This window comes from Cedecea neteri, from assembly GCF_000757825.1.
Classification (GTDB): Bacteria; Pseudomonadota; Gammaproteobacteria; order Enterobacterales; family Enterobacteriaceae; genus Cedecea; species Cedecea selenatireducens.
The window spans coordinates 247,940-260,876 of record NZ_CP009451.1; the positions used below are offsets into that span (position 1 = coordinate 247,940).

12 protein-coding genes are annotated in these 12,937 nt (G+C 55.6%); 5 read left to right on the forward strand and 7 right to left on the reverse strand.

Annotated features, from left to right (window positions below; translation table 11 throughout):
• Position 1: 1 nt before the first annotated feature.
• Genes JT31_RS01055 through JT31_RS01070 form a run of 4 tightly spaced genes read right to left on the reverse strand, consistent with a single transcriptional unit; the run spans position 2 to position 3,029 of the window.
• Positions 2-937, reverse strand: a complete 936-nt coding sequence (locus JT31_RS01055) for a dienelactone hydrolase family protein (RefSeq protein WP_052048934.1) — start codon at positions 935-937, stop codon at positions 2-4.
• Between the two features lie 32 nt (positions 938-969).
• On the reverse strand, positions 970-1,617 hold the full coding sequence (locus JT31_RS01060; RefSeq protein WP_038472324.1) for a helix-turn-helix transcriptional regulator: 648 nt from the start codon (positions 1,615-1,617) through the stop codon (positions 970-972).
• 18 nt (positions 1,618-1,635) lie between these two features.
• Positions 1,636-2,616, reverse strand: a complete 981-nt coding sequence (locus JT31_RS01065) for a threo-3-hydroxy-L-aspartate ammonia-lyase (RefSeq protein ID WP_038472326.1) — start codon at positions 2,614-2,616, stop codon at positions 1,636-1,638.
• Positions 2,617-2,639: 23 nt separating this feature from the next.
• Positions 2,640-3,029 (reverse strand): RidA family protein, encoded by a 390-nt coding sequence (locus JT31_RS01070; protein ID WP_038472329.1) that lies wholly within the window; start codon positions 3,027-3,029, stop codon positions 2,640-2,642.
• 208 nt (positions 3,030-3,237) lie between these two features.
• On the opposite strand from JT31_RS01070, the gene JT31_RS01075 reads away from it, so the two are divergent.
• Together JT31_RS01075 and JT31_RS01080 are read left to right on the forward strand one after the other, a co-directional pair.
• Positions 3,238-3,684 carry a DUF3290 domain-containing protein gene (locus JT31_RS01075; protein ID WP_038472332.1) on the forward strand — a complete coding sequence of 149 codons (447 nt, stop codon included), beginning with the start codon at positions 3,238-3,240 and terminating at the stop codon, positions 3,682-3,684.
• Between the two features lie 9 nt (positions 3,685-3,693).
• Complete coding sequence (locus tag JT31_RS01080; protein ID WP_038472335.1) at positions 3,694-4,329, forward strand: DUF421 domain-containing protein; 636 nt, start codon at positions 3,694-3,696, stop codon at positions 4,327-4,329.
• 239 nt (positions 4,330-4,568) lie between these two features.
• Here the strand turns inward: JT31_RS01080 and JT31_RS01085 are convergent, their stop codons facing one another.
• A complete protein-coding gene (locus tag JT31_RS01085) occupies positions 4,569-5,375 on the reverse strand; it encodes a 5'-nucleotidase, lipoprotein e(P4) family (RefSeq protein WP_038472336.1) in 807 nt (268 codons plus the stop codon).
• Between the two features lie 211 nt (positions 5,376-5,586).
• On the opposite strand from JT31_RS01085, the gene JT31_RS01090 reads away from it, so the two are divergent.
• Complete coding sequence (locus tag JT31_RS01090; protein WP_038482588.1) at positions 5,587-6,570, forward strand: Ppx/GppA phosphatase family protein; 984 nt, start codon at positions 5,587-5,589, stop codon at positions 6,568-6,570.
• Positions 6,571-6,620: 50 nt separating this feature from the next.
• Here JT31_RS01090 and JT31_RS01095 read toward each other — a convergent pair whose 3' ends face one another.
• Positions 6,621-7,832: an MFS transporter gene (locus JT31_RS01095; protein ID WP_038472339.1), complete on the reverse strand. Its 1,212-nt coding sequence runs from the start codon at positions 7,830-7,832 to the stop codon at positions 6,621-6,623.
• Positions 7,833-7,940: 108 nt separating this feature from the next.
• Between JT31_RS01095 and JT31_RS01100 the strand changes: the two genes are divergently transcribed.
• Positions 7,941-10,631 carry an ATP-binding protein gene (locus JT31_RS01100; protein ID WP_038472341.1) on the forward strand — a complete coding sequence of 897 codons (2,691 nt, stop codon included), beginning with the start codon at positions 7,941-7,943 and terminating at the stop codon, positions 10,629-10,631.
• 118 nt (positions 10,632-10,749) lie between these two features.
• Positions 10,750-11,925, forward strand: a complete 1,176-nt coding sequence (locus JT31_RS01105) for a YbfB/YjiJ family MFS transporter (protein ID WP_144244012.1) — start codon at positions 10,750-10,752, stop codon at positions 11,923-11,925.
• On the opposite strand, the gene JT31_RS01110 is transcribed toward JT31_RS01105, so the two are convergent.
• The gene (locus JT31_RS01110) at positions 11,908-12,753 is read right to left on the reverse strand and encodes a LysR family transcriptional regulator (RefSeq protein WP_038472345.1); all 846 of its coding nucleotides are present in this window, start codon (positions 12,751-12,753) and stop codon (positions 11,908-11,910) included. The genes JT31_RS01105 and JT31_RS01110 overlap by 18 nt on opposite strands.
• Positions 12,754-12,937: the final 184 nt, after the last annotated feature.

Below are 12,937 nucleotides of genomic sequence, written 5' to 3' on the forward strand. Positions count from 1 at the left end.
GCTAAATAGGTTCAAACGGCAGGCCCAGCGAGTGAACGAACGTTTTCACCTGCGGGTACCACAGTCTGACGCCGGCCTTGCTGTCGGCAAAGTCATGGGAGTTTTTTCCGAAGGTACCGATATCAACCATTCGGGCTCGGTTTGCAGCCCCGGAGGCCTGGCTTGTGTAGGCGCTGAACATCTGCTGCGGCAGCGGCCGCGGCCAAAGTTCATCGTTATCGCCGTAGAACCAAAGCGACGGGTAACGCGCCCGTTGCCCGATACTGCCGTAGGCGTTCACCAGGTTTTGCTGCCAGCCAGCACAGGTCTTCATGCGTAGCCCGCCGGAAAAGTTAATCACGCCCAGTACGCCGGGGATTTGTCGGGTACTCAGCGCCATGGTCACCAGCCCGCCATCAGACTGACCGGCAACCACGATGCGTGTGCGATCGACATACGGCAAGTTTACCAGCGCACTGAGGGCGGCGGCAGAATCTTTGGCCTCGTCAAACGCGTGGCGGCGAACGTCACACCCGTCGCGCGGATACTGCCCGCCTGATGCCGCAAAACCTTCCCGCATAGGTATGGCGACCACAAACCCGCGGTGAACAAATACCGAGGCAATTTCAAGGTGACGTGAACGAGGCTGCGTGCGGGCGTTGCCGGGATTTTTGCCGTGATTCATTAACAGCAGAGGGAAAGGACCGTTGCCCGGAGGCTTGTAGAGCGTGGTTTGCAGCTCAACGATTTTCCCGTCAGTTTCGACCGGCAGCATCACAACCTGTTCGTTGAGTCGGCGATCCAGCCGCATTGATGAAGCAGAAGCGTCAGGGGCAGAGCGGCAGCCGCTGAGGGTGAGGGTGAGGAATAGCACCGAAACTGTGATGCTTTTGAGAGCCATTCCGGAGCGCTTTGGCTCCTGGGGTAAAGACGCTATCAGCCACTTCAAAGAACCCATCTGTCTGTCCTGGCAAAAAAATCGCGGTTGAATTACGCCGTGTCGTCCACGGTCGGCTGTTGTTTTGCATACAGATAAACCGACGCCCGCGAAACGCCCAGATGCTGCGCCACGGTTTCCATCGATTTACGGATATCCAGTAATCCTTCTTTTTTCAGCGTCTGCAACAGCTCAATTCTTTCCGAAGTTTTCAGCGCGCGCGGCGTCGTCGCCAGCCCGGCAGCATACTGGTCGATTCTCAGCCTTATGGCCTCAGAACCTACGGGTTCAATGTGCTCTTCCACCGGACCCGCGTGGGTTTCAGTGAAGCGCGACAGCATGCTTTGCATCCCTCTGAACAAGGTCATATCCAGATTCAGGCACAGCGCGGCGACGTACTCCCCGGAGGCATCTTTCAGCCCGATGGAGGTACTTTTTACCGGGCGACCATCGGCAAACTGGTTGGCGTAATTGGCAACCACTGCCGGAAAATCCGGGGAGGCAATGCGAGCCAGCCCCATTTCGGTTGCGGCCTGGCCGACTTTTCGGCCCGACAGATTGTTATGTATGGAGAGAATAGAGTGTTGCGGCTGTTGCAGGTCATGCACTACCACCTCACAAAACGGCGCGAAGGTCTCGCTTATCCCCTGGGCAATATTGTCGAGCTGCTCTAGCAGGGTATTGTCTGCTGGTTTTGTCACGCTATTCTCTCCTGATGTTTAACGCTGTGCGGCCCTGGCGAGTAACTCGCCGTAGCGGCTGATGTCGACGTTACCGCCGCTAAGGATGATGCCCACACGCTTGCCGCGAAGGCTCTCTTTCATCCCGCGTGCGGCAGCAAAACCAAGGCAACCCGTCGGCTCGACGACCATTTTCATGCGCTCGGCGAAAAACTTCATCGAGTCGATCAGTTCGTCATCGCTGGCGGTAAAGATATCGTCCACGTTCTGGCGAATCATCTCGAAGGTATAGTCGCCCAGGAAGGTGGTCTGCGCGCCGTCTGCTATCGTTTTTGGCGTATCGATGCGCACAATCTTACCGCGTCGGAAGGACTGTTGCGCGTCATTCCCCGCCTCCGGCTCAACGCCATAAACCTTACAGTGGGGAGAAAGCCTGCGTGCCGCCAGCGAGCAGCCGGAAATTAAGCCACCGCCCCCCAGGCAGACAAACAGCGCGTCCAGTTCGCCGACCTCGTCAAACAGCTCTTTTGCCGCCGTCCCCTGGCCCGCAATCACGTGTGGATGATCGTAAGGAGGGATCAGGGTCAGGCCGTATTTCTCAGCCAGATCGTTGCCGATCTGCTGGCGATCTTCGGTGTAGCGGTTATAGAGAATGACTTTCCCGCCGTATTCACGCGTCGCGGCTATTTTGGCCGCCGGGGCATCTTCCGGCATCACGATAGTGGCCGGAATACCCAACAGCCTGGCGGCCAGCGCAATCGCCTGGGCGTGGTTCCCGGAGGAGAAGGCCACCACGCCAGCTTCTTTCTGCGCGGGCGTGAACTGGGCGAGGGCGTTCATTGCGCCGCGAAACTTAAAAGCGCCCATGCGCTGGTAATTTTCACATTTGAAAAAGACTTCTGCGCCAAACTCTTCATTCACGGTGCGGGAAGTCATCACCGGCGTGCGGTTGGCATGGTCTTTAATACGCTGAGCTGCGGCCACCACATCGTCATAAACGGGAAGAACTAGTTCACTCATTATGCCTCCTTCAATCGGTTGTCTTATTCAGAGAGCGCCACGGCTTCAACTTCAAGCGCTGCGCCGTAATGGAGCTGTGAAACGCCGGCTACCGCGCGGGAAGGGCGATGCTCGCCAATCCACTCCGCGTAGATTTTGTTAAATAGCGGCCAGAGATTGATATCCGTGATGTACACCCGCACGGAAACAAGGTGCTGCTTTGTTACGCCCGCGCAGCCGAGGCAGGATTCTATGTTCTGCAGCACCAGCCGGGCCTGCTCCTCAAAAGGCGCATCGCAGCGTGGGCTGCCGTCAGCGGCAACGGGTAGCTGCCCGGAAATAAACACCAATCCGCCTGCGGTAGTGGTGTGCGAATAGTGCCCGACGGGAGCAGGCACGTGCTCGATATTGCGCAGCGTGATATCCGGGGTCATATTTTCTCTCAAGCGCGTTCAGATTTAGACAAATAATCTATATCTGGACTAAATGTTGATCAAGTAGTTTTCAACATGGAAAGCAGCAAGGGAGGTAGTGGTGAGCTGGAAGGGAGGAGAAAGTCAGGATCGTGGTCGTTAGAGCGGGAAATGGCAATGTGTTACTATAATAAAAACGGGGTCTTAAGTGTTTAGGGATTAAAACTATATGAGATTTTATGGCATCGACTATCTACAAACGCAGTCTAATATTAATGATTATTTAAAATACATCATTATATTTAGTGCTTTATTTATCCTGATCGTTTTTTTTAGCCTCTACATGCGTCATCGCTTACAAACTAAATATCGAGACCTAACAATAATCGTATTTTTATTTTTACTGTTCATTTCTGGTGTTCAGTATGCAGATTATACTGATAGTCAAAATATACACTCTCAATCATCACAAATGGTGAGCTTTGTTAAATTGTTATCAAAAGAAAAAGAAGTGGGTATGGATTCTATATTTTCAAATTCAGTACAGCTCTCGGATGGCATTATCGTTAAAATTAATGATCTTTACTATCGCGTTAATTTAAGTCCGGATCAAAAAACATATAGTTTAGTTGAGGTGTCGTTAGTAAACCCAGGCATAGAAATCATAAAAAACTGAGGAACAGAAATGATAATTTATACGCCAATCATGATAAAATTGGGTCTGGGGATACTGTGCCTGATTATTCAAATAAATCTCATGGGGAAGGGTAATCTGGCTCCTTCATCCGCAATGGACCAGGTTCAGAACTATGTGCTCGGGGGGATTATCGGTGGCGTAATTTATAATGAATCGATAACAGTACTACAGTTTGTTTTGGTGTTAATTATATGGACCTTCCTCGTTTTTGTCCTTAAATTTTTAAAAGAGAACAATCGTCTAGTTAAAAGGATTATTGATGGCAAGCCTATCACCCTGGTACATAATGGCAGTGTCAATGTTAAGGAGTGTTTACGCAATGGTGTTTCTGCAAATGATTTGATGTTCAAGTTAAGGGCGAATGGCATTTATGAAATAGAACAATTGAAGCGCGTAGTTCTCGAACAGAATGGGCAATTAACCATTATACAAAGTGGTGATGAAAATATACGCTATCCAATTATAGTTGATGGTTTAGCTAATCATGATCTGCTCGAAATCCTTAACAAGGACAATGACTGGTTAGAAAATGAAGTTATCAAGCAAGGCTTTAATAAAATCAGCGAAGTATATTTAGGTGAGTATCTCTCGGGCAGGATTAATTTATACGGATATGAAAGATAATATCTAAAACCAAGCGTCTGACCTATTAGGTTATAGATAAAAAAGGAATGCACTTAATCTCTTATATGTCACTTTCCAAGGGGAGCCTTGAGGTCTTCCCAGGATTTTCGGCTTAAAGGAGGGCTCTCTCGTCGAGGCAGTGTTGTACTGATGATGATGCCGCCCATCGCTGGCTTAGAGATAGCTTCAGTCCAGCATGACGGCATAAAAACCCCACCGCAAGGGTGGGGCGAGACAGTTTATTTCCCGGACCAGCCACGCAGCGCATTTTCACGCGCTTCTGCCTGCTGGGCCGTGTTCAGCTTGAAGTAGTTTGGCGCTAAGGCACCTTCCCAGTCGCCGTACATTGGGTTAGGCAGCACGATGAACTGGGTGCCGAACTTGCTGCGGTTGTCGCTGGCAAACTGCTGACGCTGCGCCTGATCTTTATGGTAAGTCGCTTTGCCAAAGTCATTCAGGTTGTCGCCGATGTACATCACCACGTCATAACCTTCGGCCTTGATCGCATCAAAGCGAGCCTGCTTGTTGGAGCTGTCGGTTTTCAGGCGCACGGTTTTGTCGCTCACGCCGGTAAAGCCCAACGTTTTCATGTTGGCGACGGTCGCGTCAAAGTCTTTGCTGTCGCGGTTTGACACATAGAACATGGTGCCGCCGTGGCTGTTAACATAGTTAGCAAAATCCACCGCGCCGGGGACGGCCAGCGCCTGGCGAGCCTGGGTCCACTGGGACCAGGTTTTGTCGTCAAACGCTTTGTTATTTTTCGCCTGCCATGCGCTGTAGGCGCTGTTGTCGAGCATGGTTTCATCCAGATCGACAATCACCGCGCGCTTAGCGTTACCCTGTTTGGCCGACCGATCCCAGGCCAGGCGAGCGCTGTTAAACGACTGATACGCCAGCGCACGGTATTCGCCGGACTGCTGGAACCAGTCAACCGCCATCACCGTCTGGCTGGCCAGTTTTTGATCGGCCGCCTGCTGCTGATTTGCACAGCCCGTCAGGCTGACCAGCACCAGCGCCATCGCGCCACTCAATAAACTTTTCTTCATCTTTTTATCCTTACCCTTGCTTATCATTAACGCCATTGATACCTGCCGGCCCCTGTACTGAACAATGCAGCGACTTTTTCTAACAAAATCAGCAGGTATTATTAAAAAGTGTTTTACCGAATATTAAAGCTACGTTATCAATAGCTTTTTAATGGATCGACACTGGATACTCAATATGACAAAAATATTTCGACGCAATTTTTTTCCCCTGATGGTGGTGGCGGCCTTACCCGGCGTGAGCTTTGCGGCCCATGCCGCTGGCTGTGAAGAGACTCGCGCGGGCATCGACATGGGCTCCGGCACCACCAAGCTGGTGGTCGCCAAAGTGGATACCTGCAAACAGCGCATCAACAAAGTGCTGTTCGAGGATCAGCGCCCAATCGCTTTTAACGAAGATCTGTCCAAATCTGCGGACAACACCCTCAGCCCGGCGATACAGCGGCAGGGCCAGGCTGCGCTGCAGGAGCTGACGGCGGAAGCCGCTCGCTATCATCCAACACGTTTTAACGGCGTTGCGACCGCTGTTTTCCGCAGCGCCTCTAACGCACAGCAGGTTATCGATGCGTTTAACCGCTCCGCGCAGGTTAACTTAAAAATTATATCCCAGGCGCAGGAAGCCGAGCTGGGCTTCCTGTCCGCCAAAGCCTCGATGCCGGTGCCGCTGGCAGACGATCAGATGGTGGTCTGGGACATCGGCGGTGGGTCGATGCAGATGACCACCTGGCTGCAAAAGCACGACAAATGGCAGCCGGAGATTTACCAGGGCAAGTTGGCTTCCGTCACGCTGAAGAACTACATCATCGACGTGGTGAAAAACAAAGACCTGCATGAGGTCAGTTCGCCAAATCCGATTGGTTCTCTGCGCGACGGCGTGCTGCGTTTTGTTCGCTTCTATGCCACAACCCACGTCAGCCCGGAGATGAAACAGGCGCTGGCAAAGCGTACCGTTGTGGGCATTGGCGGGGTGCATGATTTCTCCGTCAGCAAGCAGTTGAACGAAAAAGTTTACACCCTCGCCGATCTGCAAAAAGCCTCCGCCGGCCAGGTGTGGAAAGGGGACTCAGAGCTGCGCGGTGATTACCGGGCTACGGACGTCAGCAACCTGCTGCTGGTTCAGGGCTACATGGAAGCGCTGAAAATTCCACAGGTGACCGTGGTAAAAGCTAACCTGGTGCAGGGCGTGTTGATTCAATAGCGCCCTTTGAAATCTGCGGCGGCCGTTCTGGCGTGCCGCCGCCTTTCACATCAGCCGCGCTTTCTTCGCCCAATCATATGGATAAGTAGCCCGGCGAGGCTCAACAGGCCGCCCAGCAGCGAGGCCATTTCCCAGCCTCCCAGTCGCCATACCAGGCTTGCTCCCCATGAGCCCAGCGCCCCGCCGATAAACATCCCGCTCATAAACACGGTATTAATGCGGCTCCGGGCTTCCGGACGCAGGGCATAAATCACGTGCTGATTGGAAATAAGCGCCGACTGTTCGCCAAGATCCATCAGGATAATGCCGATCACCAGCCCGGTTAGCGACGTCCACAGGCCAAGCACCGCAAACGAAATAACCATCACCAGCGCGCCAAGTCCGATCACCGCATAAGGTCCCCGGCGGTCGGCAATTCGCCCGGCAAGCGGAGCAATCAGGATCCCGACGGCACCGACAATGCCCATCATGCCGGCAACGTCTGCGCCGAGGTGGAACGCGGCGTGCAGCTGCAGCGCCAGAATCGTCCACAGGCCTATAAACGATCCGAACAGGGCGGCCTGAATCCACGTTGCCCGGCGTAGCAAAGGTTCTTCGCGCCATAGCGAAACCAGCGATCGCATCAGGCTCATATAGGTCTGCTTGTTGCGAGGCGTATGGTGCGGCAGGGTGAAGAACAGCATGAGCCAGCCGCAGGCGGTAGCCACACAACCCAGCCAGAATGTGGCTCGCCATCCCCAGTGCTCGCCGCTAAAACCGCCGACGGCCCGGCCCAGCAGAATGCCGCAGAGCACGCCGCTCATCACCGTGCCGACCACCTGCCCACGGCGTTCCGGTTTGGCGAGTTCGGCGGCAAACGGCACAATCTGCTGCGCCACGGAGCCCGTCACGCCTACCGCCGCAGATGCAATAATAATGGTCACGACGTTGGGCGCTAATGCCAGGCAGGCCAGCGCCACCGCAAGCCCCGCCGACTGGCAAAGGATAAGCGTCCGGCGGTTAATTTTGTCGCCAAGGGGAACGAGTAAAAACAGCCCACAGGCAAAACCCAGCTGGGTTGCCGTGGGCGCGAGGCTCACCAGGGCTAACTGCCGGGGAAAAGCCTGTTGCAGCAGCTCCAGCAGCGGCTGGTTGTAGTAAACGTTGGCGACAAAAACGCCGCAGGCCAGCGCCATGATCAGCAGCAAAGTGGAGGTTAAAGGCGAGTGTTCTTCGGCCTCGGGCAGGCGTTTAAGGGTAACGTCGAGCGGGTTATCCGACATGATTATTTCTCACAGGTGATGACGAACCCTGATGCTGAACGATTGTCCACCAGCAATCTTTGCCCTAAAATTTCAGACTTCTGAAATTACCTGAAAGCGACCGCACCGATGCCTGTCGACAACGCCCAAACCCGCCCGGAAAGAGATGACGATATGGTGGTCTTTGGCCGCTACCAGCTGTTTCCTGACCTTGGCCTGCTGCTGAGGGACGGCGTTCGCCTTGAGCCGGGCGAGCGGGCGATGGCGGTGTTAAAGCTGCTGGTCAGCGAGGCCGGGCAGGTGGTGGCGAAAGAGACGCTGCTGGAAACCGTCTGGCCAAAAGAGATCGTTGAAGAAAACAACCTGCAGGCGCAAATTTCCGCGTTGCGCAAAATTTTCGGCGCTGACCGCAATCTGATAACGACCGTTTTTGGGCGCGGTTACTGCTTTACCGCCGCGGTCAATAAGCTGCAGGCGGCTACTTCATCATTGCCGGTCAGCCCCACATCAACCAGTCTGCCTCGCCCACGTTCGCCGCTGATTGGCCGCGAAAGAGAGCTGGGTGAGATAAGAAAACTGCTGCTCGAAAATACTCTTTGTACTCTGGCCGGGCCCGCCGGTATTGGCAAAACCAGGCTGCTGCTGGAGGTTGTGCGCGAAGCCGCCGGGCTTTATCCAGACGGCATATTTTTTGCTGATTTATCCAGCCTGAACGGCGGCTCAGATCCGGTTCCGGTCCTGCGCGCGGCAGTAGCCGGCATTCGCGGAGCGGGGAGACAGCATTCTCACCCGGCGCTGCTTGTTATCGATAACTGTGAGCATCTGGCAACCGCCTGTGCGCAGGAAATTGAACGCCTGCTGCAGGCGAATGAATTGCTCAGCGTTTTGCTAACCAGTCAGACTCCGCTGGGCATTGAGGGCGAACAGGTGTATCGCATTGGGCCGCTGGCTCTACCGTCTGCGCAGGTGAACGTCAGCGAGGCACAAAGTTACAGCGCGGTTGAGTTTCTCGTCCAGCGCATTCAGGCGGCGGATTACCAGTTTCGCCTGACGGAAGAAAACGTGCGGCCCGTAGCGGCGCTTTGCCGGCTGCTTGATGCGGTCCCGCTGGCGCTGGAGATTGTGGCCGCCAGGGTTGCCAGCCTGGGGCCGGAAGCGGTGCTGGCCGACCTTGCGGGGCGAGAATCGCTGCCTGACGCTCCCAGTCTCACCAGGACCTCACGCCACAGAACGTTAGCCGACGCGTTGGACTGGAGTTACCGGCTGCTGACGGCAGACGAGCAGCGAGTCTTTCAGGCTTTGGCTATTTTTCCCGGCGAGTTCGACCTCGCGGCAGCGAAAGGGCTGTTAAACCAGGAGCACACCAGTGACGTTGTAGCGAAAATGGTCGCGAAATCATTGCTGGTATTTCAAGCGGGTGCCAGACCGGCAAGGTATCGCTATCTCACGATTGTGCGCACCTACGCTCGCGGGCTGCTGGCAGGCGATAGCGAGCCGCTTTCTCTCAGCCATGCGCATCTGACCGCAGACAACCTGGTGCAGGCAAAGGAAGCCTGGACGGAAGCATCCAGCCCGCACTGGCGTCGTCAGTATGGTTATTTGATTGACGATCTTCGGGCCGCGGCTGACTGGTGTTTTGGCGCAGGTCAAAACGCGCCGCTTGGCCGCAGTATTCTCGCTAACGCCACGCCTTTTTGGATCCAGCTTTCGCTGCACGGCGAATGCCGCCAGCGTATCACCGCGGCCATTAACAATCCGCAAAACGGGCACGCCACGCAGCGTGAAGAGATGCTGATGCAGGCGGCTTTAGGTTCTGCCCTGGGCTGGGCGCAGGGGCCGGTTGAGGAAAACGGCCAGGCCTGGCGGCGGGCCGGAGAGCTTGCCGGCACGCTCGGGGACCGAGAAATACAGCTGCAGGCAGAATACGGACTGTGGCTGTATCACCTGCGCAGCGGCCGCTATCAGCAGGCCGGGAACAACGGCAAAAAAATGGCCGCGCTTGCCGCCGAAATCGGTGACTATGGCGCTTTATTGACCGCCCGGCGTCTGGTGGGTACCGCGCTGCATTTTTCCGGCGATCAGCAGGCTGCGATCGGCGAAATTCAGGCATTGCTGGATCGCGCCGTGGATGATGACAGCCAGAGAGCGCCATTCCGTTTTGGACTGGATCAGCGCGTGGCTGGCTGGGCTTTCCTGGTCCGCACGCTGTGGGTGACCGGCGATATCGCCAAAGCCAGAAGAGCGGCGCAATTGGCGGTGGAGGAAGCAAGGGAGCTCGATCATGCCTGCTCGCTGTGTGCCGCGCTCGCGGAAGGCAGCTGCACGCTGGCGGCCTTAACCGGCGATATAGACCAGGTGCTGCTGATTGCCTCGCAGATCGAGACAATTGCCGTTGAGCATGGCCTGGGATTCTGGCGGCTTTATGCCTCGGCGTTTACGTTCTGGGGCAGGTTACGCAGGCAGCCAGAAGCTATTCTCCCGCCACAAATTCACGCGATGCTCGCCACCTTACGTGCCAATGGCTTTGATCCGGCTTATTCGATTTTTCTCTCTGATTTTGCCGCTGCTTTGGCGCAGAAAGGTCAGCGGGAGGCGGCGGATACGCTTCTCAGCGAACCCCTGTCCGTGCTCGACGTGAACCAGTCGCTGTGGAACCTGCCCGAACTGATGCGGGTGCAGGCGCAAATCCGCTATTCCGACAGGCCAGAACATGTTCTGGAGTACAGCCTGGCGTTACAGGCCGCGCTGCTACTGGCGCAGAGCCAAACGGCCAAAGGCTGGATTCAGCGCATAGAGGCCGACATGCGCACTTCTGGTTAATCAACGACAAATCTCAGTCGGCAAAGAAGTCGCTTGCCTGTCATCTTCATCACCATTAATCTCAAAATAAGATTTAAATTAAAAAACATTTCCATTACGAGATTAAAGGTGAGGCGTCATGACAATGCATTTCAGGCCAGAAATACGCGCGCTGCTGCTGGCGCTTGCGGGCGCGGTCGTGCTGGCTATCGGCATGGGCTACGGGCGTTTTTCCTATACCGGGATCCTGCCGGTAATGCTGAAAGAAGGGCTGCTGTCGCTGCACCAGGGGAACCTGGCCGCCTCGGCTAATTACGCAGGTTATCTTTTAGGGGCGCTGCTGCTGGCAAAGGCGAAGCCTGGCGATGCCCGGCGATTAAACATGGTCTCCGTGGGGTTAACGATTGGCTTCCTGCTTCTGCTGGCATGGACGAGATCGCCGTGGGCGGTTGTGGCGGTGCGCGGCTTTGCCGGGCTGTTAAGCGCGGTATCGCTGATTGCGGCTTCGCTGTGGCTCCTGCAGCACATGAAACACCAGGCCGGCGCGCCGGTACTCTATTCCGGCGTAGGGCTGGGGATCTTTTTGTCCGCCGAATTTATCGCGCTCGGCAAGGCGTACGGCTATTCCAGCCAACAGATTTGGCTGCTGTGCGGCATTACCGCGCTGCTGCTTTTTGTGCTGGTGTTTCGGCTGTTGCTCAGCCCGCCGGATTACCTGGTGGACTACCAGCCCCAGGCGGTGGGTCAGGTTGAGCAAGTCAAAGGGCCAGTGAGAGACGCCTGGCGGCTGCTGGCTATTTACGGCCTGGCCGGATTTGGCTACATCATTACCGCCACCTATTTGCCGCTTTTTCTCTCCGGGCAGCTTAGCTCGCTGGATCCGGTGCAGCTTTGGGCTATCTTTGGCCTGGCCGCCGTGCCGTCCTGTTTTGTCTGGCACAAGGTCGTGCTGAAGTACGGCTATCGCCGCGCGTTTACCGCGAATCTTCTGGTGCAGGCCGCTGGCGTGGTACTTCCGGCTTTTAGCCAGTCGCTGCTGTTTTGCCTGTTGAGCGCTCTGCTGGTGGGCTTTACCTTTACCGGCACGGTCACCATTGCTTTGCCGGAAGCCAAAAGGCTGGCACACCTTGTCCGCTTCAATATGATTGCGGCAATGACCGCTATTTATGGCATCGGGCAGATTATTGGCCCGCTGGTCGCCGGGGAACTTTACGGTATTACCGGCAGTTTTAACGGAGCGCTGATGGCAGCCACCGGCGCGCTGCTGCTGGCCGGTGGGCTGGTGATGGCAGGGCGTTCAAAGGTTACTGGCTGAGGCAAGTACCTGCTTCATTGCCTCCAGCGCGGGGGAGCTGTAACCCTTACGCCAGACCAGCTGGGTGAGGGCCTGCGTTACAAACTGCTGCCGGGTGTCCTGCGGCAGGACAAGGGTTGCGGCCACGCTTTCCGGCAGCACGCAGCTGCAGCGCCCGGCGGCAAGGTTGGCGACCATCGAATGGTAAGAACTGACGTCCTGCACCTCAGCGGCCTGGATGTTGAGCAAAGCTTCGCCGCGTGCACGGTAAGAACAGCCTTTAGGGAAAGCGGCAAGACGAACTTCGTCGTGGCTGACGGAAGCTGGCGTGAGCAAAACCAGGCTTTCGTTAAAAACGTTAACGAATTCGAGATCCGGAGGGCATTCGATAATGCCTTCCGCGTCAGGCAGCAGGCTAACCAGGGCACAGTCCAGCGAGGCATTGCGAACGCGCTCCAGCAGCTGCTGTGTCGGCAAGGTCTTTAAGCTCAGACTGACCTCCGGACACTGACCGTGAAACTGCTGAAAGACCGGCATCAGGCGGCTAGCGGCCGTCGCCTCCATTGAACCGATTTTCAGTGCGCCAGCGGGCTTACCCGGGTGCAGCGCCTGCCTGGCTTCTTCGGCCAGGCTAAGAATTTTTTGGGCATAGGAGAGGAAGCTTACCCCCTCCGGCGAAAGCGTCATTTTTTTGCTGTCGCGCATGAACAGGGCCACGCCAAGCTCTTCTTCCAGCTGCTGAATGCGGGTGGTGATGTTCGACTGCACGCGGCCAAGCCTTTTCGCCGCTTTGGTCACGCTTTGCTCTTCGGCGACGATTTTGAACATCTGCAGTGTGGTGTGGTTCATATTTTTAATTCTCAATATGACAATAATGTTGATCTTATCATCTTCAAATAAGATGTTAAGCCATCAATCTCTTCCATCATACAGGCCCCCATGGCGGGCGTCTCCACCCGGCGCGGACATGACTCATGCTATCTCCGGCCGCGCGGCCAGCTGAATTACTGCGAACGCTGGTGCGCGAGGCGGG

Excerpts from the sequence above, each read along its gene's own strand:
- JT31_RS01055 (WP_052048934.1), bottom strand. The coding sequence starts at position 937 with ATGGGTTCTTTGAAGTGGCTGATAGCGTCTTTACCCCAGGAGCCAAAG.
- JT31_RS01065 (WP_038472326.1), bottom strand. The coding sequence starts at position 2,616 with ATGAGTGAACTAGTTCTTCCCGTTTATGACGATGTGGTGGCCGCAGCT.
- JT31_RS01070 (WP_038472329.1), bottom strand. The coding sequence starts at position 3,029 with ATGACCCCGGATATCACGCTGCGCAATATCGAGCACGTGCCTGCTCCC.
- JT31_RS01075 (WP_038472332.1), top strand. The coding sequence starts at position 3,238 with ATGAGATTTTATGGCATCGACTATCTACAAACGCAGTCTAATATTAAT.
- JT31_RS01080 (WP_038472335.1), top strand. The coding sequence starts at position 3,694 with ATGATAATTTATACGCCAATCATGATAAAATTGGGTCTGGGGATACTG.
- JT31_RS01085 (WP_038472336.1), bottom strand. The coding sequence starts at position 5,375 with ATGAAGAAAAGTTTATTGAGTGGCGCGATGGCGCTGGTGCTGGTCAGC.
- JT31_RS01090 (WP_038482588.1), top strand. The coding sequence starts at position 5,587 with ATGGTGGTGGCGGCCTTACCCGGCGTGAGCTTTGCGGCCCATGCCGCT.
- JT31_RS01095 (WP_038472339.1), bottom strand. The coding sequence starts at position 7,832 with ATGTCGGATAACCCGCTCGACGTTACCCTTAAACGCCTGCCCGAGGCC.
- JT31_RS01100 (WP_038472341.1), top strand. The coding sequence starts at position 7,941 with ATGCCTGTCGACAACGCCCAAACCCGCCCGGAAAGAGATGACGATATG.
- JT31_RS01105 (WP_144244012.1), top strand. The coding sequence starts at position 10,750 with ATGACAATGCATTTCAGGCCAGAAATACGCGCGCTGCTGCTGGCGCTT.
- JT31_RS01110 (WP_038472345.1), bottom strand. The coding sequence starts at position 12,753 with ATGAACCACACCACACTGCAGATGTTCAAAATCGTCGCCGAAGAGCAA.